Genomic DNA, 21,153 nt, shown 5'->3' on the forward strand with positions numbered 1-21,153 from the left:
GATGAGGACCCTGCACCGGAAGCGCGGGCCCGTACTCCTGTTGTCCTCGGCGCTGGCGGCCGGCCTCACCCTGGCCGGCGGGCCGGCCGCCGTGGCCGACGACGACGTACCGGCGGCGCCTTCCGTCTTCCACGGCGACATCGACGTCAACGACCCCGACCTCAAGCTCCCCGAAGGGAAGTCGCTCGCCGCGCCCAAGGTGCTGGACATCAAGACCGTCGTCGGGGACGAGCGCGGTACGGAGCAGCGGGAGGACTCCAACTCGGACGTGAAGTTCCAGCTCCAGGCCGAGGTGCTGTTCGGGAAGGACAGCGCGAAGCTGTCCGACGTGGCGAACGACCGGATCCGGCAGATCGCCGCCGAGATCAGGAAGCAGCAGGCCACCCAGGTGACCGTCGCCGGCTTCACCGACGACCTCGGCTCGTCCGAGCACGGGCTGAAGCTGTCCAAGGAGCGCGCCGACGCCGTGCAGCAGCAGCTGAACGAGGAGCTGGACGGCGGCGCCGTCACCTTCGAGATACGCGGCTACGGCGAGGACGCCCCCGTCGCGAGCAACGACACGGAAAACGGACGTAAGAAGAACCGCCGCGTGGAGGTGTCCTTCCCGCGGGCCGACTGAGTGTTCCGCGACCCGGCCGTTCCGCGACCCGGCCGTTCCGCGACCCGGCCGTTCCGCGACCCGGCCGTTCCGCGGCGTCCGTGACGGGCGCCTCGATGTGAAGACGCACCACATATCCCCTGAAGGTGGTGGAGAAGAGCGCAGGACGGACTCGACGCGGCCGGGGGGCGGATGACAGCGTGCATCCGGACCGGGCGAGCGCCGGCCTGATGGCTGCCGTACGTGCCGGACGCAACGAACGGCAACATACGGAACACCGGAGTGGAGCTCACATGGCACTGGATCTGACGGTCGGCGGTGTCTGGGGGCCGCGGCAGGAGAGCCCCGACCAGCTCGCCGAGCGCTGGCTGCGTCTCCTGAGGCGGCTGGCGAAGATCGCGCCGGAGGACTTCGCCGGCTGGCGGGCCGAGGCGGTCGGGCAGGCCGAGCAGGTGCCGGAGAACGCCGACGCGGCCTGGTTCACCTCGTACCTGGAGCGCGTCAACCCGCAGGACGACGCCGCGACGATCGGGTACTCCGCCGTCCTGGTCGCGGCCTGCCCCGGCCGGCCGATCATCACCCTCAGCGTCGGCGCGGGCGGGACACCGCAGTTCGCGCCGCAGACCGCGGTCATCACCGTGCGCTCCGCCGACCTGAACGATTCGGCCCCGCTGGTCGCCCGGCTCCCCGAGGTGCTCACCGCGATCGTGGAGTCCTGGGACGCGGACTGGGGCGACATCGCCGACGACGACCTCCTCGGCGTGCTGGAGAAGGAGTACGAGCTGGACAACTCCACGCCGCGCTGCGGCCGGGCGGTCTACCTCTCCAGCGGCCGCCGGGCGGTGGTCCCGGACGACGTACCGGGGCGCCGCTCGGTCACCGAGAACGGCGGCCTGGTCCTCGACCTCGGCCGGCCGGACGGCACGGGACCCGACGCTGACCACGTGCTCGCGGTCAACGGCCTGCTCCGCAAGGCCGGCGCGCTGGAGGAGCTGCCGTACCCGATGGACCGCGCCAAGTGGTGACAGCGGACAGCGCGAACTCCGCCCGGTAGGCCCCGCCGCCGGTCACGTCTCGATCCTCAGGCGGGTGCCCGGCCGCAGGCCCCAGGCGGCCATCGCGCCCGCCTCGGCCTCCAGGACGTGCCGGGAGCGCAGCCGGGGGCGGCCCAGCCGGTTCGGCCGCATCGTGTGGACGGCGCGGACGGTCAGCCGGCGGTCCAGGTACGCGACGTCGATCGCGAAGCGCATGCGGAAGGTGTGCACGCTGCTCGCGGGCGTCAGGAGCAGGGCCCCCTCGATCCCGTCCCGGCCCAGCAGCCCGCGGGTGCGCGCACGGTAGGACGCCGCGATCTCCAGCGGCAGCGGCGCTCCCGGGTTCGCGCCTCCGGGCCCCGCATCGAGCCACAGCCGTCCCCGGCCGTCGTGCCACCTGCCCATGGTTCCCTCCCGTACGCCGCGGCCCCCGTCCGGCCGGGCGGGGATGCTACCGGCACGGTCACGGCGCGGCACGGCGCCGCGCGTGCGACCGGTGGGGCCCATGGTTGCCCAGGGTTGGGCCCCAGGGCCCATGACCGGGACGGTTTCTGGCCGTACGTTCGAGGGGTGCATCCGCTCCTGATCGTTCTCGCCGCCGCCTACGGGGCCGCGACCGGGCTGCTCGTGCCGCGGGCCGCGTACCGGCTGGCCGTCGAGCCCGAGGAGGACCGGCGTACGACCTGCCCGGGCGGCCACCCGATCACCGGCGTGGCGGGCGGCTGGCTGGGCCTCGCCCGCTGCCCGGCCGCGGCGCCCCCCGTGCTCGTTCCCGCTGCCGCGCCGGCCGCCCTCGCCACCGCCTCGCCCGCCGTTTGCCGCACGTACGGCCCCGCCCGTACCGCCGCGCCGCTCGTCACCGCGGTGGTCTGCGCGCTGCTGGCCGCGGCCGCCGGGCCCCGCCCCGAGCTGGCCGTCTGGCTGCTGTTGGCGCCGGTCGCGGTGGTGCTCGGGACGGTCGACGCGGCCGTGCACCGGCTGCCGGACGTGCTGACCCTGCCGGCGGCCGGGGCCACCGCGGCGCTCCTCGGGGTCGCCGGGCTGCTGCCCGGCCACGGCGGGTCCTGGACCGGCGCGCTGCTGGGCGGGCTCGCGCTCGCCGGCGGGTACTTCGTGCTCTTCGTGATCCGCCCCGACGGGCTGGGCTTCGGGGACGTGAAGCTGGCCCTGACGCTGGGGACCGCGCTCGGCTGGTACGGCTGGGGCGTGCTCTTCCTCGGCGCCTTCGCCGGTTTCGTGCTGGGTTCGGTCTACGGCGTCGGAATGATGATCATGCGGCGTGCGGGCCGGAAGTCCGCGATGCCGTTCGGCCCCTTCATGGCTCTGGGGGCCTTGCTGGGCCTGCTGCTCGGGGCGTACGGCGCGTCCTGACACCGCCGGACGGCCGTGTGTCTGCCGTGCACTGTCGTGGCAACGGGGGTAATTGCGCGGCGTGAAAAGGGAAGTTGGCCGGGAAGATAGTACATACGGGGGGTATGTGCCCTATGGTCGTTTCCGCACCGCTCGCACGCGATCAGCTGGAAGCGCATCACGCGGGCCGTCCGCCGCCCCTGGAAAGGGTGGCGGAGCCGCGCTGACGAGCCACCAGCTGATGTGCGGGTCGCCGGCGTGGTGCTGCCCGGTGGGCAGGACGCGAGGACGTGACGATTGGGGGTCGCGGAGGACCGAGACGGAACGACCGTATGACGACCGGGGGAGTCCGTTACGAGGGCCGGGGGCCCGGTGCGACCAGCCGGGAAGTCCGGTCATGCCTCGCGCTCCGGGTGCGCCGCGCCGCGCCCGGAGCGCTTCCCGTTCCGCCGCCGACGGCCCGGCCCGCGCCGCTTCCGGTCCGGCCGTCAAGTCGGCGACCGTCCCGCTGTCGCTCCTGCGGGCTACCCCTGCCGGGCCGGGGAGAGGTGCGTCACGTGGGCGGGTCGGTGGGGGCCGCGGGATGCGGCGTCGTCCCGGACAAGATCATTTCGGCTGCCAGGCCCACCAGGGAGCGGGCGGAGCGGGATGAATTCAAGATCATTAAAGGAATTCCCGCCCCGTTTCCGCGCCCGTCGTACACCTTGATCAACTTTGCGACGCGCGGGCTGACCGCCTCTGATGCGCGCACCACACCCCGCACGGGGTTATGGTGGGAACCCCCCCTCGGGCCGGTCCGTATCCCCCCCACGGACCGGCCCGCTTTTTCTTTCCGGGGTCCGGAGCGCCGCCGCTTACCGCCGCGCCCAGATGTTCACGCCCTCCGTCGAGGTCGCGAATTCGTCGATCTCGGCCAGCTCGGCGTCGGTGAGCGCGGGCCCGTCGAGCGCCGCGACGTTCGCCTCCAGCTGCCGCACGCTGCTCGCTCCGATCAGCGCCGAGGTCATCCGCGCGTCCCGCAGCACCCACTGCAGCGCGAGCTGCGCGAGGGACTGGCCGCGCCGCGCGGCGATGTCGTTCAGCCCGCGCAGCCGCCGCACGACGTCCTCGGAGAGCAGCTTCGGGTCCAGCGACTTGCCCTGGGAGGCGCGCGAACCTTCGGGGATGCCGTTCAGGTACTTGTCGGTGAGCATGCCCTGGGCCAGCGGCGCGAAGGAGATGCAGCCCATGCCGGCCGCGTCCAGGGTGTCCAGCAGCCCGTCGTCCTCGGTCCAGCGGTTGATCATGCTGTACGAGGGCTGGTGAATCAGCGGACGCACGCCCATTTCCCGCAGAATGCGGGCCGCCTCCCGGGTCTGCGCGGAGTTGTAGGAGGAAACACCCACATACAGGGCCTTGCCCTGCTGCACCGCGGAAGCCAGCGCACCCATCGTCTCCTCCAGCGGAGTCTCCGGGTCGAATCGGTGCGAGTAGAAGATGTCGACGTAATCGACGCCCATCCGCTGAAGTGACGCGTCCAGCGACGAGAGCAGGTATTTCCGGGAACCCCATTCTCCGTACGGACCGGGGTGCATCAGATATCCGGCCTTCGTGGAAAGGATCATTTCGTCCCGGTAGCGCCGGAAGTCCTGCGCGAAGATCTTCCCGAAGTTCAGCTCGGCCGAGCCGGGCGGCGGACCGTAGTTGTTCGCCAGGTCGAAGTGGGTGATGCCCAGGTCGAAGGCGCGCCGCAGGATCGCGCGCTGCGACTCCAGGGTCCGGTCGTCGCCGAAGTTGTGCCAGAGGCCGAGCGAGATCGCGGGGAGTTTCAGTCCGCTGCGGCCGGTGCGGCGGTACTCCATGGAGTCGTACCGGGAATCGTCGGCCCGGTAGCCGTACGTGTCAGTCATGCGCTCTCCTTATCACGGAGTTGTGACACACCTGATTGGGTCATTGCCACCCCTGAGAAGTAAAGTTGCGGCCTTGAGGCGACGGGGGCGACCGCCAATTGGCACGGAGGGGCTGGACCACACATGCTGCGATCTTCCGGGATGGGTATCCCGTATCCCCCTGTTGTGCGGGAGTTCGTGTACAAGCTGTACGAGCGCCGCGTGGAGCGCCGGCTGGACCACTCCCAGGTGCCCAAGCACATCGGCGTCATCCTGGACGGCAACCGCCGCTGGGCCCGCGCCGACGGCCTGACCACCGAGCAGGGACACCAGGCGGGCGCGGCGAAGATCGAGGAGATGCTGGGCTGGTGCGAGGAGACCGACGTCAAGGTCGTCACCTTGTGGATGCTCTCCACGGACAACCTCGACCGGCCGGAGAAGGAGCTGAAGCCGCTCCTCGGCATCATCGAGAACACCGTGCGGCGGCTCGCGGCCGACGGTCGCTGGCGGGTGCACCACGTCGGCAACCGTGACCTGCTCCCCGCCGGCACCCAGCAGGTGCTGAAGGAGGCCGAGGAGGCCACGGACCACATCGGCGGCATCGTCGTGAACGTGGCGGTCGGCTACGGCGGCCGGCAGGAGATCGCGGACGCGGTCCGCTCGCTGCTGCTGGAGGAGGCCGGTCGCGGCGCCTCCGTCGAGGAGATCGCCGACGGCGTCGACATCGACAAGATCTCCGAGCACCTCTACACCCGCGGCCAGCCGGACCCCGACCTGGTCATCCGCACGAGCGGCGAGCAGCGGCTCTCCGGCTTCATGCTGTGGCAGAGCGCCCACTCGGAGTACTACTTCTGCGAGGTCTTCTGGCCCGCCTTCCGCAAGGTGGACTTCCTGCGCGCCCTGCGCGACTACGCCTACCGGCACCGGCGGTACGGCATCTGAGGACACCCCCTCGGGGGAGCGACGGCCCGTCAAGGACGGGGCCGGATGCGTCACATGGGCCCAGCGGTTCATCCGTCATCGCGAATTCACTGGTCGTACGACCTGTGCCGGGGCATGCCCGCAGGTGTTCGCGGGAATATCCCTCCCAGGACGGCACCCGAAAAGCCAGGTCCAGTGGGTGCCGCTCCGCAGCGGACGGCATGGGGCCGTCCGCCCGGGAGGCCCGTTGCGCATCACGGACGATCGTGCGGAACGCACGTCCGACGCGGAGGGCCGGTGCCCGGCCCGCGCATCGCGGCCCGCGCCCGGCTCCATCCCCCGCGACGCCGTCGCACCCCGACCTCATCCGAGGGGGTTCGTCCACCCGTGGTGAACAGCAAGCAGCGCCGTGAGGCCGACCGGCGCACCTACGTCCTCGACACCAGCGTCCTGCTGGCGGATCCAGGCGCCATGGCCCGCTTCGAGGAGCACGAAGTCGTGCTCCCGGTAGTGGTCGTCACGGAACTGGAAGCCAAGAGGCACCATCCCGAACTCGGCTACTTCGCCCGGCAGGCGCTGCGCCTGCTGGACGACTACCGCGTACGGTACGGCCGCCTGGACGCCCCCATCCCGATCGGCGAGGTCGGCGGGACCCTGCGGGTCGAGCTGAACCACTCCGACCCCGGGGTGCTCCCCGCCGGCTACCAGCTCGGGGACAACGACTCGCGGATCCTCGCGGTGGCCCGCAACCTCCAGGCCGAGGGGTACGACGTCACGGTCGTCTCCAAGGACCTGCCGCTGCGGATCAAGGCCTCCTCGGTCGGCCTGCTGGCGGAGGAGTACCGCGCCGAGCTGGCGATCACGGACTCCGGCTGGACGGGCATGGCGGAGTTGACGATCACCGCCGAACAGGTCGACGACCTCTTCGACGTGGAGAGCGCGTACGTCCCCGAGGCCGCCGAGCTGCCGGTCCACACCGGCCTGGTGCTCCAGTCGGAGCGCGGCAAGGCGCTGGGCCGGGTCACCGCGGACGGCCGGGTGCGGCTGGTGCGCGGCGACCGGGAGGCGTTCGGCATCCACGGCCGCAGCGCCGAGCAGCGGATCGCGCTGGACCTGTTGCTCGACCAGGAGGTCGGGATCGTCTCGATGGGCGGCCGGGCCGGTACGGGCAAGTCGGCGCTGGCGCTGTGCGCGGGCCTGGAGGCCGTGCTGGAGCGCAGGCAGCACAGAAAGGTGATGGTCTTCCGGCCCCTGTACGCCGTGGGCGGGCAGGAGTTGGGCTACCTGCCGGGTACGGAGGCGGAGAAGATGGGCCCCTGGGCCCAGGCCGTCTTCGACACCCTCACCTCGGTGACCTCCGCCGACGTCATCGAGGAGGTGGTGGGCCGCGGGATGTTGGAGGTGCTGCCGCTCACCCACATCCGCGGGCGGTCGCTGCACGACGCGTTCGTGATCGTCGACGAGGCGCAGTCCCTGGAGCGGAACGTCCTGCTGACCGTTCTGTCCAGGATCGGGGCGAATTCCCGGGTCGTCCTCACGCATGACGTCGCGCAGCGGGACAACCTCCGGGTCGGGCGGTACGACGGTGTGGTGGCCGTCGTGGAGAAGCTGAAGGGCCACCCGCTCTTCGCGCACGTCACGCTCAACCGCTCGGAGCGGTCGCCGATCGCCGCGCTGGTGACCGAAATGCTGGAGGACGGCCGCATCTGATCCCGTATAGGGGTCGCGCCCCGAATGAGCCCGAGTGAGGAGGTCGGCGGGGTCCGACCCGTTGTGTGACCTGCGCCGTCCGGCGAAGCCAGAGAGCCTAGCCGGGCGGCGTCGTCGCGCGCGGAGATATCCGGAAACTCAGTGGCGTAAACGAGGTGTGAGCTTTCACACCCGGCTCAGAATTGATTCCGCGCGTCCGCTTCGGGCAGAGTCTGGGACCTGTCAGGCCCCGCATACGGCACATTGGCACCCCCAGCGGTGTAGAACCACAGAACTGAAGAGCGTTCGCCGTATGCCGCCCGAGCACCACGCGGACCCCCGAGGGGGACGTACCGGGCCAGTGCCTCCTGTGACCAGCCGACCCCATCAGCACTCCGGGGACGGAGCAATACGGAGGCCAGCGTCAGGGGCACGATTGCGTCCGCGATGGTCACCGACGCGGACGACGCTGGAAGGAAAACGTGTGAGCCGGATTTCGGTCCGGGGATTCGCCGTGGCCTCCGCCACCGCGGTCACCACAGTCGGCGCCGTTGTCGGCGTCGCGTCGGGCGCTCAGCCGGGCTCGGTCGCCAACACCGAGGCAACGGCTGCCGACGCGACGATCGCCGACATCCCCGCGGGTCAGCAGGCCCAGGTGGAGACGGCGTCCCTCGTGCAGCAGGCGGATGACCAGTCCACCCAGGCGGACGCCGCCGCCCTGAAGTCCGCGCAGGAGGACGCCCGCAAGGCGGCCGCCGAGAGCGCGCAGGCCAAGAAGGACGCGGCGGAGAAGCAGCTCAAGGCCGAGAAGGAGGCCAAGGAGCGCGAGAAGCTTCAGACGCAGGCCAGCCGGTCGGAGGACCGCGGCTCGCTCGACATCCAGGTCAAGGCGTCCTACACGATCGCCGAGACCCAGGCGATGGCCCGGCAGATGATGCCGGCCGACCAGTTCCAGTGCTTCAGCAACATCGTGGACCACGAGTCCGGCTGGAACTACCGCGCCACCAACGCCGGCTCCGGCGCCTACGGTCTCGTCCAGGCGCTGCCCGGTTCGAAGATGGCCTCGGCCGGTTCCGACTGGCAGACCAACCCGGCCACGCAGATCAAGTGGGGCCTGGGGTACATGAACGACCGCTACGGCAGCCCCTGCGGCGCCTGGTCCTTCTGGCAGGCCAACAGCTGGTACTAGGCCGGCTCGCAGCCCAGTGACGCGCAACCCCCGACCGGACAAGGGTCGGGGGTTTTGCGCGTCCGGCACGGGTAACGTCGTTCCCACAGTGACGCAGATCGAGGGGGGAAGAGGAAGCGACATGTCCAGACTGCCTCAGTGGGTCGGCGGCGCGGGGGCCGGCCTGACGCGGCTGGCCGCGCGCCTTGAAGAACGGCGCCGGCGCACGGAAGCCGCGGCCGCCGACGGCGACGACCGGCTGGGGCACGGTGCGCGGAGCATCCGTGAGGTGCCGCCCATGCCGCCGGCGCCCCCCATGCCGCCGGAGCCGCCCGTCGTACCCGGCCGGCCCGCGACCGGTGGCGACGACGGTCACGCGGAACCGGCCACCGGGACCGCGGCGGCGGCCTCGGTCGCTCCCGAGCCCTTGGAAGGGCCGTCAGCCGCCTCCAGAACCTCCCGCGCCGCAGCAGCCACCTCTCGTGTCACAGCGGCCACTTCCGGCGCCACAGCGGTCGCTGACGGCGCCGCCCGGGCCGGCGAGAACGGCGGCCCTGGCGACGACGGCCGGGCCGCCGCCGCGTCCGTGCCCGCGCCGCCCGCCTACGCGCCGGCCGTGCAGCCCCGCCCCGAGCCGGTGGACGCGGTCCCGTGGGGGATACGCGTGGCCGCCGAAGCGGGCTGGCGGCTGCTGGTACTGGCCGGCGCGGTCTACGTGCTGGCGCGCGCGATCACCAGCATCCAGCTGGTGGTGCTGGCGTTCATCGCGGCGCTGCTGATCACCGCGCTGCTGCAGCCGACGGTGGCCTGGCTCCGGCATCGCGGACTGCCCAGGGGCCCGGCGACGGCGATCACGTTCATCGCCGGCTTCGTCATCATGGGCCTGGTCGGCTGGTTCGTGGTCTGGCAGGTCATGGACAACATCGACTCGGTCTCCAGCCGGGTGCAGGACGGCATCAGCGAGCTGAAGGACTGGCTGCTGAAAAGCCCGTTCCATGTGACCGAGGGCCAGATCAACGACATCGCCAAGAACCTCCAGGACGCCATCGGTTCGAACACCGAGGAGATCACCAGTGCCGGCCTGGAAGGCGTCACGGTCGTCATAGAGATGCTCACCGGCATACTCCTCGCGATGTTCACCACGCTCTTCCTGCTGTACGACGGGCGGCGCATCTGGGAGTGGCTGCTGAAGCTGGTGCCCAGCGCGGCGCGCGGGGGCGTGGCGGGGGCCGGGCCGCGGGCCTGGCGGACGCTGACGGCCTATGTGCGGGGCACGGTGATCGTGGCGCTGATCGACGCGATCTTCATCGGCATCGGGCTCTACTTCCTGAACGTGCCGCTGGCCGTGCCGCTCGCGGTCTTCATCTTCCTGTTCGCCTTCATCCCGCTGGTGGGCGCGGTGGTCTCGGGCGCGCTGGCGTGCGTGGTCGCGCTGGTGACGCAGGGTGTGTTCACCGCGCTGATGGTGCTGGTGGTCGTGCTGGCCGTGCAGCAGATCGAGGGCCACATCCTGCAGCCCTTCATCCTCGGCCGGGCGGTGCGGGTGCATCCGCTGGCCGTGATCCTCTCGGTGGCCGCGGGCGGTCTGGTCGCGGGCATCGGCGGCGCGGTGGTGGCGGTCCCGCTGGTGGCCGTCACGAATACGGTGGCGTCGTACCTTCGCGCTTACGCGCAGGAACAGGCGCTCCGTCGTGCCCCGATGATGCCGCACGGCGCGTCCGCGCTGGACGTCGCGCCGTCCCGCGGCGCTGACGGCTAGCCGCCGTAGGAGTGCCGGCCGGCGGCCGAGTGCCCACCGTCGTGGCTGGTCGCGCAGTTCCCCGCGCCCCTTCAGGGGCGCGGGGAACTGCGCGAGCAACCGGCGCGGCGCGAGAGCCGGGCGACGGGGCGACACCCGTGGCGGGTAGCCGAAGGGCCCCGCGGACATGGCGTCCGTGGGGCCCTTCGGTATGCGTGGGCGAAGCCCGGTGTTACTCGGCCAGCGCCGCCTCCGCGTCCAGCGTCGCGCCGACCGCCTGCAGGACGGCCGCGATCTTGACGGCCTCCTGGATCGTGTCGCGCTCGACACCGGCCTTGCGCAGGACCTGCTCGTGCGAGTCCAGGCACATGCCGCAGCCGTTGATGGCCGAGACGGCCAGCGACCACAGCTCGAAGTCGACCTTGTCGACACCGGGGTTGCCGATGACGTTCATGCGCAGGCCGGCGCGCATCGTCCCGTACTCGGGGTCCGACAGCAGGTGCCGGGTCCGGTAGAAGACGTTGTTCATCGCCATGATGGCGGCGGCCGACTTGGCGGCGGTGTACGCCTCGGCGGAGAGGTTGGCCTTGGCCTCGGGCTCCAGCTCGCGCAGCACCTTCGGCGAGCGCGACGCGATGGCGCAGGCCAGGACGGTGCCCCACAGCTGCTGCTGCGGCAGGTCGCTGTTGCCGATCACCGAACCGAGGTTCAGCTTGAGGTCCTTGGCGTAGTCCGGAACGGCGGACTTCAGATCATCGAGAGCCATGTGGGTTCAGCCTCCAGCTCACTCGCCCGAGAGCAGCGCGACCGGGTCCAGGGTCTCGTCGCCCTTGGACCAGTTGCAGGGGCACAGCTCGTCGGTCTGCAGGGCGTCCAGGACCCGCAGGACCTCCTTGGGGTTACGGCCGACGGAGCCGGCGGTCACCATGGTGAACTGGATCTCGTTGTTCTGGTCCACGATGAAGACGGCGCGCTGCGCGAAGCCGTCCTCGCCCTCGATGCCCAGGTCACGCATGAGCTCGTGCTTGGAGTCGGCCATCATCGGGAAGGGCAGGTCGGTCAGGTCCGGGTGGTCCTTGCGCCAGGCGTGGTGCACGAACTCGGAGTCACCGGAGAAGCCCAGGATCTGGGCGTCACGGTCGGCGAACTCCTCGTTCAGCTTGCCGAAGGCCGCGATCTCGGTGGGGCACACGAAGGTGAAGTCCTTGGGCCACGCGAAGACGATCTTCCACTTGCCCTCGTAGGTCTTGTGGTTGATCTGCTCGAACTCCTTGCCCTTCTCCAGCGAGACACAGGCAGTCAGGTCGAACTCGGGGAACTTGTCACCGACAGTGAGCACGCGCACTCCTTGCAGGGTCGGAAATCCCTTTTGGGGTTTTCCTGGGGGTTGGACGCTGTCCACAGTGCCACAGCGGGCATTGATCAGGGAAATAGCTAGACTCGGGGGTGTTGATCGGAGGTGGTTATCAGTGGCCTCGCCCACGACCCCGGGCGCCGGACGTCCCCGGCAGCCCTCGCTCTCGCAGCTCCGCGCCTTCGCCGCGGTGGCTGAGCACCTGCATTTCCGGGAGGCGGCCGCCGAGATCGGCATGAGCCAGCCCGCGCTCTCCGGCGCGGTCTCGGCCCTGGAGGACGCGCTCGGCGTCCAGCTCCTGGAGCGTACGACCCGCAAGGTCCTGCTGTCGCCCGCGGGGGAACGGGTCGCGGCCCGGGCACGCACGGTGATGGAGGCGGTCGGCGATCTGATGGAGGAGGCCGAGGCGGCCCGCGCGCCCTTCACCGGCGTCCTGCGGCTCGGCGTCATCCCGACCTGCGCGCCGTACCTGCTCCCGGCCGTGCTGAACCTCGTCCACGGTACCTATCCCGACCTCGACCTCCAGGTGCACGAGGAGCAGACCGCCTCGCTGCTGGACGGCCTCGCGCACGGCCGGCTGGACCTGCTGCTGCTCGCCGTGCCCCTCGGCGTGGCCGGCGTCACCGAGCTGCCGCTCTTCGACGAGGACTTCGTTCTGGTCGCGCCGAAGGACCACTGGCTCGGGGGCCGCGGCGACATACCGCGCGAGGCGCTGCGCGAGCTGGACCTGCTGCTTCTGGACGAGGGCCACTGCCTGCGCGACCAGGCGCTGGACATCTGCCGGGAGGCGGGCCGGGAGGACGGGGCCGCGGTGACCACCAGCGCGGCCGGGCTCTCCACGCTCGTGCAGCTGGTGGCCGGCGGCATGGGCGTCACGCTGCTGCCGCGTACCGCGCTGCGCGTGGAGACCGGCCGCAACGAGGAGCTCACCACCGGGTACTTCGACGACCCGGCGCCCTCCCGGCGGATCGCGCTGGCGATGCGGGCGGGCGCGGCGCGGCAGCGCGAGTTCGAGGAGTTCGCCGCGGCGCTGCGCGAGGCCCTACGGCCGCTGCCGGTCCGCATCGCGGCCTGAGGGCGGGACGGGGACGGCCGCGCAGCCTTCCCGTCCGCCCCTCACTCCGTACGGAGGCCGTCCGGGCGCATCATGCGCCACAGCGGCGGCAGGCTCAACGCCGTGACCAGCAGGATCACCCCTGCGCCGAGGCCCGTGACGGAGGCGACCACCGGCCAGTCCACCCGTACGCCGGTCTCCGTCGTGGTCAGCAGGACCGTGCCGAGGCCGACGCCGGCGGTGACCGCCAGTGCCAGGCCCAGCACCACGGGGATCGCGGTCTGCCAGAGGATCGACCAGCCCATCGTCGAGCGGCGGGTGCCGTACGCGTTCAGCACGGACAGCAGCCGTCGCCGCTCGCGTAGTTGCTCGACGGTGGAGACGATCAAGCCCGCGCCGATGAGCAGCAGGACCACCACGGCGCCGACGTACACCGCGGTGCGCACCCCGGCGTACTGCCGGTCGTGCGGGTTGTCGATCGCGGACAGCTCCCGCATCCCCGGGTTCGCGTGGAACGCGGCCGTGCGAATGCGCTCCACAGCGGCGGTCTCCTGTGCCTTGTCGTACCCGACGCGCAGCTTCATCTCGGGAGCCCGGAGCAGGGCCGGGGACAGCGCGCCGGGGGTGGCGAGGACGTCGCCGGGCAGGTCCTCGCCGGGGTGCCGCACGGCCGTCACCCGGCGTGCCGAGTCCGGGACGGTCCACGGGCGGGCCGGGCCCGCCTCGCCGTACCCGTCGGGCGGGTTCAGGTTCAGCCGCGCGCCGGGGCGGACGGAGCCGGGGGCACGGCCGGTGCCGTTCCGCGGCTCCGTCACGAAGACGTCCCCGTCGCGGCAGCTGCCGATCGGGGCCCGGTGGCGCAGTTCGGCGCAGTCGCCGACGACCACCGTCGCGCTGTCGGCGGAGAGGTGCCCGTCGGCGCCGCGGGTGCCCCGGTCGCCGGCCCGGCCCGCCAGCGCGTCGATGGTGCCGTGCGCCCAGGTCACGCCGGGCGTGCGGCGCAGCGTGGCCAGCGCGTCCCGGGTCCGTTGCGCGTCGGCGGCGCTGCCGCTCAGCTCGATCACCGGGCGGGCCGCGGACTTGGCGTAGGCCTCCGCGAACCCGGCCTGGAAGGTGGTGAAGACCATGTGGAGGGCGATCGCCCCGGCCACCGCGACGGTGATGCCGCTGACGGCCCGGTTGGCCGCCGCGCCGGACAGTTGGAGCCGTCGTACGGCCAGCTGCCAGGGCACCGGGCCGCCGTGCAGCCGCCGCACGACGGCCTCGACCAGCCAGGGCAGCAGCGCGGTGATGCCGAGGAGCAGCAGGGCCGAGCCGACCCCCAGCCGTACGGCCCGGAACCAGACCGGGTCCGGCTCCCAGACCAGCGACGACAGCAGGGCCAGGCCGGTGAGGGGCAGGACGAGGCGCCAGACGATCCGGCGCCGCCGGACCGGTGCCTCGCGGACGACGCCCAGCGGCTCGGCGGTCACCGAGCGCTGCGCGAACAGCGTGACACCGACGGCCACCGCCGGTACCAGCACGGCGATCAGGGCCGCGAGGGCCGGGGCCGGCAGCACGTCGGCGGGGAAGACGTTGACGTCCCACAGGGTGACGGCGCCGGCCGCCTGCCGCCCCACGAGGAAGATCAGCAGCCCCACGGCGAGGCCCAGCCCGGCGCCGACCACCGCCTCGCCGGCGGCGATCCGGCGGGTGGTGGGGATGTCGGCGCCGACCAGCCGGAGCGCGGCCAGCCGGGCCTCGCGCCGGTCGCTGCCGAAGCGCACCGCGGTCCCGACGAAGACCATGACCGGCATCAGCAGGACCACGCACGCCAGGACGATGAGCAGCACGAGCCGGGCGCTCGGCGGCTGCGGGTCGAAGGTCTTCCCGAAGCGGTCGATGCGGTACGACTCGCCCGCCGACCGGTCGTCCATCCCCGCGACGAACGTCAGCTCCTGTGGGCCGAGCAGCCCGCTGTCGCCGATGGTGCCGACGACCTTGTAGTCCAGGCGGTCGCGGAGCGGTCCGCTGCCGGGCTCCGCGAGCAGGTCGCGCAGGGCGGGCGAGACCACCATCTCGCCCGGCCCCGGTAGCCGTCGCAGGCCCGGCGGTACGGGCGGGTGGGCGCCGTCGGGCCGGACCAGGCGGCCGCGGACGGCGTCGCCGTGGAAGGAGGTGTCGGCCTGGGCGTAGCGCAGGGTGCGGTCGGAGGCGCGCGGCTCGTGCAGCTGACCGAGGTTCTCGCGGGCCTTCTCCCGCCCGTGCCAGGCGTTGAGCAGCGTCGGGGCCGAGGCGGCGAGCAGCAGTACGGCGACGCCGATGCCCACGCCGACCGCGCTGAGCGCCGTACGGAACCAGCCCTCGCGGCCGCCGGTGACCGCGAACCGGGCGCCCAGGGCCAGGTCGCGCAGCCAGCCGGCGGGTCCGCCGGGCGGGCGGTGCGGCGGGCCGCCGGCCCGGTTGCCGGTGCCGCGCGTGTCGAGCAGGGTCATCACAGACCCGCCAGGGGTTCCTTGACCCGGCCGTCGCGGACGGTGACCTCGCGGTCGGAGTAGGCGGCGACGCGGGATTCGTGGGTGACCAGGACGACGGCGGCGTGGGTGTCGCGGGCGGCGTCGGCGAGGAGGGTCATGACGCGTTCGCCGTTGAGGGAGTCCAGCGCGCCGGTGGGTTCGTCGGCGAACAGGACGCGCGGATGGCCGGCGAGGGCGCGCGCGACGGCCACGCGTTGGCCCTGGCCGCCGGAGATCTCGCCGGGGCGCTTGCCGTGCACGTCGTCGACTTCGAGGCGGGCGAGCCATTCGCGGGCTGTGGCTTCGGCGGCCTTGCGCTTGGCGCCGTTGAGGCGCAGCGGCAGGGCGACGTTCTCCAGGCAGGTCAGTTCGGGGACGAGCTGGCCGAACTGGAAGACGAAGCCGAAGTCGCGGCGGCGCAGGGCGCTGCGCTCCGCGTCCGGAAGGGTGGTCAGCTCGCGGCCGTCGTACCGGACGCTGCCGGAGTCGGGGCGGACGATGCCGGCGAGGCAGTGCAGCAGCGTGGACTTGCCGGAGCCGGACGGGCCCAGCACGGCGACGACCTCGCCGGGGTGGATCGAGAAGTCCGCGCCGTCCAGCGCGGGGGTGCGTCCGTAGTGCTTGTGGAGCCCCTCGCCGGACAGGATCGAGCCCTCCGGTGTCATGCGTTGACCGCCTGGGCGAGCTTGTCGAGGCGGGCGGCGGTCAGCTCCAGCCAGCGCAGGTCGGCTTCGAGGTGGAAGAGGGCGTGGTCGCAGATCAACTGGTCGGCGAGGTCGCCCTTGCGCTTGCGCTCGGTCAGCCCGCGCATCAGCCGCAGGTGCTCGGTGCGCTGGGTGTCCAGCAGTTCGGCGGCGTCCCGGCCGGTCAGCAGGGCGAGCACCACCTTGGTGTAGAGGGTGGACTGCAGGTACGGCTCGGGCTTCTCCGGGCGGTGCAGCCACTGGGCCACGTCGGTCACGCCCGCGTCGGTGATGGCGTACCGCTTGCGCTCGGGCCCGGCGCCGGCCTCGATACCGTCCACCTCGACCAGGCCGTTCTTCAGCAGCCTGGACATGGTCGAGTAGACCTGTCCGTAGTGCAGCGGGCGGTCCTGGCCGAAGTGCTCGTCGAAGGCCCGCTTGAGGTCGTAGCCATGGCGGGGGCCGGACTCCAGAAGGCCCAGCAGGGTATGACCGATAGACATGCGGCTCACTCTACGTCGTGGTGTGCGCTGCGTGTATACGTGCTGTGCATAGCGGGGCGGGGGCCGGCCGGCGCCGCCCGCCCCGCACGGCACGTCACTCCGTCCGCAGCCCGTCCGGCCGCATCATCCGCCACAGCGGCGGGAGGCTGACGAGGGTGACGAGCAGCACCAGCCCGGCGCCCGTGGCGACCGGCGGCCAGAGCACCGACCAGTCCGGATCGGACTTGCCGACCAGCCGCAGCAGGGCGACGCCCAGGCCGCTGCCGCCCGCGACGGCCAGCGCCAGCCCGAGGCCGACCGGCAGCGCCGTCTGCCACAGCACCGACCAGCCCAGCGTCGCGCGCCGGGTGCCGAAGGCGACCAGTACGGACAGCAGCCGACGGCGCTCACGCAGCTGCTCCACCATCGAGACGAGCATGCTCGCGGCGATCAGCGCCATGGTCGCCGCCGAGGCGATCAGCAGCCCGGTGCGGACGCTCGCGTAGTTCTTGTCCCGCTGGAGGTTCTGCAGCGTGTCGACGCTCATCAGCGGGTCGATGCGGGCCGCGGTGTTGCGTACGTACTCGGCGGCGTCCGGCACCCGCGGGTCGGTCCTGACCATCGCGCGGGCGACGGGCGCGGCGAGCAGCCCGGTGTCCACGGCGGCCGGCGTGGCGAAGATGCCGAAGCGCGTTTCGCCCGCCGGGTCCTTGCGGGAGTCGACGGTGCGGGCCGTCTTCGGGACCGTCCACAGCCGGGGCGGGCCGTCGGGCTCGTCCGTCCTGCTGTCCAGGTTGAAGATCACCTGCTTGCCGGGGCGCGCGGTCTGTCCGATGTACGCGTCGTCGACCATGCCGGTGCTGTCGTGCACGACGAAGACGTCACCGTCCCGGCAGGAGCCGATGCGCGCCATCTCGCGCAGCGAGGGGCAGTCGCCGACGGTGAACTGCGTGCGCGGGACGAAGGGTTCGCCCGTGCGCCGCGGTCCCGGCCGGGCGGCGTCGGCCTCGATGCCGGCGATGATGGCGCGTACGCCCTCGGTCTTCCGGAAATCGCTGATCATCTGCCGGGTGGTGGAGACGTCGGCGGTCGGCAGCGACAGGTTGAGCTGGGCCCGGCGCCCGTCCTGGCCGGTGATCTTCATGAAGTCGCCCTGGATGGCGGCGAAGACCATCTGCAGGGCGATCGCGCCGGCCACCGCGACGGTGATCCCGCTGACCGCGCGGGCCGCGCCGCCACTGGACAGCTGCAGCCGGCGGGTGGCCAGCTGCCAGGGGACGGGGCCGCCCCGCAAGCGGGCCGCGGACGCCTCGACCGCCCACGGCAGCAGCAGCGCGATGCCGAGCAGGACCAGCACGGTGCCACTCGCGATCATGAACGGCGGCGCCGCCTCGTCCTGCTGCTGGAACTCCCCGGCCAGCAGCAGGATGCCGAGGCCCGCGACGGGCAGCGGCAGCCGCCACCACATGCGCCGCCGCCGGGTGACCGCGTTCCGTACCACCCCCAGGGGCTCGATGGTCACCCCGCGCAGCGCGAAGAGCGTCACGGCGACCGCGGCGAGCGGCACGGCCACCGCGATCAGCGCGGCCAGCGCCGGCACCGGGGTCAGGTCGGCGGGGAAGGCGTTCACCTCCCACACCGTGACCGCGCCGATGAACTGCCGCCCGAGAAGGAAGAGCCCGGCGCCCGCCACCAGCCCGCACACCGCGCCGAACAGGGCCTCGCCCGCCGCGATCCACCGCGTCGTCCGGGCGTCCGCGCCGATCAGCCGGAGCGCGGCCAGCCGCCGATCGCGGCGCTCGCCGCCGAAGCGGACCGCGGTGGCGATGAAGAGGGCGACCGGCGTCAGCAGCACCACGCACGCCACGAGGAGCAGCACGAACAGCACGGGATCCAGCGGCTCGGCCTCGGATCGGGCACCGAAGGACGCGACGCGGTGCGCGCCGGCCTCGGTGGTGAGGGTGTCGCTGCCCGCGTAGTACGTCAGCTCACCCGGACCCACCAACCCGGCGTCCCCGATGGTGCCGGTGATGCGGTCGTCGAGCCGGTCGCGCAGCAACTTGCCCTGGGGAGAGGCCAGCAGCTCGCGCAGGGCGGGGGAGACCACCATCTCGCCGGGGCCCGGTACGTCGCGTACGCCGGGCGGGGCCGGCGGCCGGGCGCCGTCGGGGTGCAGCAGCGTGCCGTGCACCGTGTCACCGCGGAAGACGGTGTCGGCCGTGGCCGTCAGGAGGGTGTTGTCCGCGCGGTGCACGGTCTGCGCCGCGTCGGCCGGCGTGCGTGCCCGGCCGCGGTCCTCGCGGGACTGCAGGAGGTGCGGGACGGAGGCGGCGGCGAGCAGGAGGGTGACGCCGAGGCCGACGCCGAGGGCGGTCAGCAGCGTACGGGCCCAGCCCTCGCGGCCGCCGGTGACCGCGAAGCGCACGCCCATGGCCAGGTCGCCCAGGCGGGCGCCGAGGCCGGTGCGCGGGGCCGGTGCGGGCCGGTCGGTGCGGTCGCGGGGCCGCCGGTCGGTGGCGGTCATGCGGTGCCCGCCAGTTCCCGCGCGGTGCCGTCGCGGACGACGACTTCGCGGTCGGCGTAGGCGGCGACGCGCGGTTCGTGGGTGACCAGGACGACGGCGGCGCGGGTGTCGCGGGCGGCGTCGGTCAGCAGGGTCATGACGCGTTCGCCGTTGAGGGAGTCCAGCGCGCCGGTGGGTTCGTCGGCGAACAGGACCCGAGGGCGGACCGCGAGGGCGCGCGCGACGGCCACGCGCTGGCCCTGGCCGCCGGAGATCTCGCCGGGGCGCTTGCCGTGCACGTCGTCGACTTCGAGCCGGCCGAGCCATTCGCGGGCTGTGGCTTCGGCGGCCCTGCGCTTGGCGCCGTTGAGGCGCAGCGGCAGGGCGACGTTCTCCAGGCAGGTCAGTTCGGGGACGAGTTGGCCGAACTGGAAGACGAAGCCGAAGTCGCGGCGGCGCAGGGCACTGCGCCGGGCGTCGCTCTCGGCGGTCAGGACGTGCCCGTCGTAGTGCACGGTGCCGGAGTCGGGCCGCACGATGCCGGCGAGGCAGTGCAGCAGCGTGGACTTGCCGGAGCCGGACGGGCCCATCACGGCGACGACCTCGCCGGGGTGTACCGAGAAGTCCACGCCGTCGAGTGCGGAGGTGCGCCCGTACGCCTTGCGCAGGTCGCGGGCGGCGAGCAGGGAACCGGCCGGGGTCATGCGCCGACCTCCGGACGCGCGGCGGGGTGGGGGTGTTCCAGGAGCATGGAGAGCACACTACATCACGTGTATACATTGAGTGTATAGATGGACGGAGAAGAGCCCCGAAGGCCGGGTCAGGCCTTCGGGGCGGGGTCCTCGGGTCACTTCTCGGGCGGGCCGTCCGCTGCCCCGCCGCCGGTCCCGGGCGTCCCCTCGGACGCGGGGTCGGGCGCCGGATCGGGTGTCGGGTCGACCCGTTTCGGCGGACGCCCCCGGCGCCGCATCGCGCCGGCGTCCCTGGGCAGCCGGCCCGCCTCCGCCAGCGCGCCGCGCAGCAGGAACTCGATCTGCGCGTTGACGCTGCGCAGCTCGTCCCCGGCCCACCGCGCCAGCGCGTCGTGGACGGCCGGGTCGAGCCGCAGCAGCACCTGCTTGCGCTGCCGCGGCCGCCGTTCCGGCGCCCCGGGCTCGTCGCTCACTGGTACAGCGAGCCCGTGTTCAGGACGGGCTGGGCCGCGCGGTCACCGCAGAGCACCACCATCAGGTTCGAAACCATGGCCGCCTTGCGCTCCTCGTCCAGCTCGACGATGCCCTGCTCGTTGATCCGGTCGAGCGCCGACTCGACCATGCCCACCGCGCCCTCGACGATCTGCTGGCGGGCCGCGACGACCGCGCCGGCCTGCTGCCGCTGGAGCATCGCCGAGGCGATCTCCGGGGCGTACGCGAGGTGGCTGAAGCGGGCCTCGATGATCCGGACGCCGGCCGCCTCGACCCGCGCGGTCAGCTCGGCGGCGAGCTTCTCGGTGATCTCCTCGGCGTTGCCGCGCAGCGAGAGCGCGTCCTCGTCGTGCGCGTCGTAGGGGTACTCGATCGCGATGTGCCGGACGGCCGCCTCGGTCTGGGTGGCGACGAACTCCAGGAAGTCGTCCACCTCGAACAGCGCCTGCGCGGTGTCCTCGACCTTCCAGACGACGATCGAGGCGAGCTCGATGGGGTTGCCGTACGCGTCGTTCACTTTCAGGACCGCGGTCTCGTGGTTGCGGACCCGGGTGGAGATCTTGGTGGCGCTGGTGAGCGGGTTGATCCAGCGCAGGCCGTCGGTGCGGATCGTGCCGACGTACCGGCCGAAGAGCTGGATGACCCGCGCCTCACCGGGCGCGACCATCTTCACGCCGCCCATGCAGAAGAGCGAGACGAGCAGCAGCACGACGCCGACGACGATCAGCGTGACGCCGAGCGCCTTGCTGCCGGCCGAGGCGGACGCGCCGCCGAAGATCGCCAGCGCGATGCCGCCGATGAAGCCGACGACGGTCAGCAGCAGGCCGAGGCCGCCCGGGATGCTGTGCGCGGTGACCTCCCTGACCTGCGGGTCCGGCAGCTTCGGGGTGTCGGGATCGGTGGTCGCGGGCGGTGTGGGCGTGGACTCGGACATGAGGTCCCCCGTTCCGTACGGCTTCCCGTACTCATGCTTTCACTGGTCTAGCAAAGTGATAGCTATTTAATCGCGCGGGTGAGGCGGGCGCAAGCGGC

The 21,153-nt window shown here is 72.4% G+C and carries 19 protein-coding genes; 8 read left to right on the plus strand and 11 right to left on the minus strand.

The genetic code is table 11. The features are described 5' to 3' along the window. Position 1: 1 nt before the first annotated feature. Together IF20_RS06095 and IF20_RS06100 are read left to right on the plus strand one after the other, a co-directional pair. Positions 2-619 (plus strand): OmpA family protein, encoded by a 618-nt coding sequence (locus IF20_RS06095; protein WP_052863910.1) that lies wholly within the window; start codon positions 2-4, stop codon positions 617-619. Between the two features lie 272 nt (positions 620-891). Beyond that, positions 892-1,623: an Imm52 family immunity protein gene (locus IF20_RS06100; protein WP_052863911.1), complete on the plus strand. Its 732-nt coding sequence runs from the start codon at positions 892-894 to the stop codon at positions 1,621-1,623. A 42-nt stretch (positions 1,624-1,665) separates the two neighbouring features. Here the strand turns inward: IF20_RS06100 and IF20_RS06105 are convergent, their stop codons facing one another. Then, positions 1,666-2,037, minus strand: a complete 372-nt coding sequence (locus tag IF20_RS06105; protein WP_052863912.1) for a DUF192 domain-containing protein — start codon at positions 2,035-2,037, stop codon at positions 1,666-1,668. A gap of 165 nt (positions 2,038-2,202) precedes the next feature. Between IF20_RS06105 and IF20_RS06110 the strand changes: the two genes are divergently transcribed. After that, positions 2,203-3,003 (plus strand): prepilin peptidase, encoded by an 801-nt coding sequence (locus IF20_RS06110; RefSeq protein ID WP_052863913.1) that lies wholly within the window; start codon positions 2,203-2,205, stop codon positions 3,001-3,003. An 833-nt stretch (positions 3,004-3,836) separates the two neighbouring features. On the opposite strand, the gene mgrA is transcribed toward IF20_RS06110, so the two are convergent. Next, the gene (mgrA, locus tag IF20_RS06115; protein ID WP_052863914.1) at positions 3,837-4,871 is read right to left on the minus strand and encodes an L-glyceraldehyde 3-phosphate reductase; all 1,035 of its coding nucleotides are present in this window, start codon (positions 4,869-4,871) and stop codon (positions 3,837-3,839) included. A 141-nt stretch (positions 4,872-5,012) separates the two neighbouring features. Between mgrA and IF20_RS06120 the strand changes: the two genes are divergently transcribed. The 4 genes from IF20_RS06120 (at position 5,013) to IF20_RS06135 (ending at position 10,387) form a co-directional block, all read left to right on the plus strand. Continuing rightward, positions 5,013-5,792, plus strand: a complete 780-nt coding sequence (locus tag IF20_RS06120; RefSeq protein ID WP_052863915.1) for an isoprenyl transferase — start codon at positions 5,013-5,015, stop codon at positions 5,790-5,792. A gap of 366 nt (positions 5,793-6,158) precedes the next feature. After that, the gene (locus IF20_RS06125; RefSeq protein WP_052863916.1) at positions 6,159-7,481 is read left to right on the plus strand and encodes a PhoH family protein; all 1,323 of its coding nucleotides are present in this window, start codon (positions 6,159-6,161) and stop codon (positions 7,479-7,481) included. Between the two features lie 463 nt (positions 7,482-7,944). Then, positions 7,945-8,649: an aggregation-promoting factor C-terminal-like domain-containing protein gene (locus tag IF20_RS06130; RefSeq protein ID WP_052863917.1), complete on the plus strand. Its 705-nt coding sequence runs from the start codon at positions 7,945-7,947 to the stop codon at positions 8,647-8,649. Between the two features lie 121 nt (positions 8,650-8,770). Then, positions 8,771-10,387: an AI-2E family transporter gene (locus IF20_RS06135; RefSeq protein ID WP_052863918.1), complete on the plus strand. Its 1,617-nt coding sequence runs from the start codon at positions 8,771-8,773 to the stop codon at positions 10,385-10,387. A gap of 211 nt (positions 10,388-10,598) precedes the next feature. On the opposite strand, the gene IF20_RS06140 is transcribed toward IF20_RS06135, so the two are convergent. Further along, positions 10,599-11,132, minus strand: coding sequence for an alkyl hydroperoxide reductase (locus IF20_RS06140; RefSeq protein WP_052863919.1), 534 nt, complete (start codon positions 11,130-11,132; stop codon positions 10,599-10,601). Between the two features lie 18 nt (positions 11,133-11,150). After that, entirely contained in the window at positions 11,151-11,705 is a 555-nt protein-coding gene (locus IF20_RS06145; protein WP_030623150.1) for a peroxiredoxin, read from the minus strand. A 130-nt stretch (positions 11,706-11,835) separates the two neighbouring features. Here IF20_RS06145 and IF20_RS06150 point away from each other — a divergent pair, with 130 nt between their 5' ends. Further along, positions 11,836-12,795 (plus strand): LysR substrate-binding domain-containing protein, encoded by a 960-nt coding sequence (locus IF20_RS06150; protein ID WP_110943844.1) that lies wholly within the window; start codon positions 11,836-11,838, stop codon positions 12,793-12,795. Positions 12,796-12,836: 41 nt separating this feature from the next. Here IF20_RS06150 and IF20_RS06155 read toward each other — a convergent pair whose 3' ends face one another. From IF20_RS06155 to IF20_RS06185, 7 genes are all read right to left on the minus strand, one after another. Then, positions 12,837-15,248 carry an ABC transporter permease gene (locus tag IF20_RS06155; RefSeq protein ID WP_110943845.1) on the minus strand — a complete coding sequence of 804 codons (2,412 nt, stop codon included), beginning with the start codon at positions 15,246-15,248 and terminating at the stop codon, positions 12,837-12,839. Next, positions 15,248-15,934 (minus strand): ABC transporter ATP-binding protein, encoded by a 687-nt coding sequence (locus IF20_RS06160; RefSeq protein WP_052863920.1) that lies wholly within the window; start codon positions 15,932-15,934, stop codon positions 15,248-15,250. Before IF20_RS06160 ends, IF20_RS06155 begins: the two co-directional genes overlap by 1 nt. Next, positions 15,931-16,455 (minus strand): PadR family transcriptional regulator, encoded by a 525-nt coding sequence (locus IF20_RS06165; protein ID WP_052863921.1) that lies wholly within the window; start codon positions 16,453-16,455, stop codon positions 15,931-15,933. The genes IF20_RS06160 and IF20_RS06165 overlap by 4 nt, the downstream gene beginning before the upstream one ends. A 94-nt stretch (positions 16,456-16,549) precedes the next feature. Further along, entirely contained in the window at positions 16,550-18,958 is a 2,409-nt protein-coding gene (locus IF20_RS06170; RefSeq protein ID WP_052863922.1) for an ABC transporter permease, read from the minus strand. After that, complete coding sequence (locus tag IF20_RS06175; protein ID WP_052863923.1) at positions 18,955-19,641, minus strand: ABC transporter ATP-binding protein; 687 nt, start codon at positions 19,639-19,641, stop codon at positions 18,955-18,957. Before IF20_RS06175 ends, IF20_RS06170 begins: the two co-directional genes overlap by 4 nt. A 143-nt stretch (positions 19,642-19,784) precedes the next feature. Beyond that, positions 19,785-20,102 carry a hypothetical protein gene (locus IF20_RS06180; RefSeq protein ID WP_052863924.1) on the minus strand — a complete coding sequence of 106 codons (318 nt, stop codon included), beginning with the start codon at positions 20,100-20,102 and terminating at the stop codon, positions 19,785-19,787. Beyond that, entirely contained in the window at positions 20,099-21,055 is a 957-nt protein-coding gene (locus IF20_RS06185) for an SPFH domain-containing protein (RefSeq protein ID WP_052863925.1), read from the minus strand. Before IF20_RS06185 ends, IF20_RS06180 begins: the two co-directional genes overlap by 4 nt. Positions 21,056-21,153 lie beyond the last annotated feature (98 nt).

Origin of the sequence: Streptomyces niger (assembly GCF_000718305.1) — a bacterium.
Taxonomy (GTDB): Bacteria; Actinomycetota; Actinomycetes; order Streptomycetales; family Streptomycetaceae; genus Streptomyces; species Streptomyces niger.

What these genes read in the sequence shown, in the direction of transcription:
- IF20_RS06175 (WP_052863923.1), bottom strand. Translation starts at nt 19,641, where the DNA reads ATGACCCCGGCCGGTTCCCTGCTCGCCGCCCGCGACCTGCGCAAGGCG.
- mgrA (WP_052863914.1), bottom strand. Translation starts at nt 4,871, where the DNA reads ATGACTGACACGTACGGCTACCGGGCCGACGATTCCCGGTACGACTCC.
- IF20_RS06095 (WP_052863910.1), top strand. Translation starts at nt 2, where the DNA reads ATGAGGACCCTGCACCGGAAGCGCGGGCCCGTACTCCTGTTGTCCTCG.
- IF20_RS06165 (WP_052863921.1), bottom strand. Translation starts at nt 16,455, where the DNA reads ATGTCTATCGGTCATACCCTGCTGGGCCTTCTGGAGTCCGGCCCCCGC.
- IF20_RS06160 (WP_052863920.1), bottom strand. Translation starts at nt 15,934, where the DNA reads ATGACACCGGAGGGCTCGATCCTGTCCGGCGAGGGGCTCCACAAGCAC.
- IF20_RS06100 (WP_052863911.1), top strand. Translation starts at nt 892, where the DNA reads ATGGCACTGGATCTGACGGTCGGCGGTGTCTGGGGGCCGCGGCAGGAG.
- IF20_RS06170 (WP_052863922.1), bottom strand. Translation starts at nt 18,958, where the DNA reads ATGACCGCCACCGACCGGCGGCCCCGCGACCGCACCGACCGGCCCGCA.
- IF20_RS06135 (WP_052863918.1), top strand. Translation starts at nt 8,771, where the DNA reads ATGTCCAGACTGCCTCAGTGGGTCGGCGGCGCGGGGGCCGGCCTGACG.
- IF20_RS06140 (WP_052863919.1), bottom strand. Translation starts at nt 11,132, where the DNA reads ATGGCTCTCGATGATCTGAAGTCCGCCGTTCCGGACTACGCCAAGGAC.
- IF20_RS06185 (WP_052863925.1), bottom strand. Translation starts at nt 21,055, where the DNA reads ATGTCCGAGTCCACGCCCACACCGCCCGCGACCACCGATCCCGACACC.
- IF20_RS06120 (WP_052863915.1), top strand. Translation starts at nt 5,013, where the DNA reads ATGGGTATCCCGTATCCCCCTGTTGTGCGGGAGTTCGTGTACAAGCTG.
- IF20_RS06105 (WP_052863912.1), bottom strand. Translation starts at nt 2,037, where the DNA reads ATGGGCAGGTGGCACGACGGCCGGGGACGGCTGTGGCTCGATGCGGGG.
- IF20_RS06155 (WP_110943845.1), bottom strand. Translation starts at nt 15,248, where the DNA reads ATGACCCTGCTCGACACGCGCGGCACCGGCAACCGGGCCGGCGGCCCG.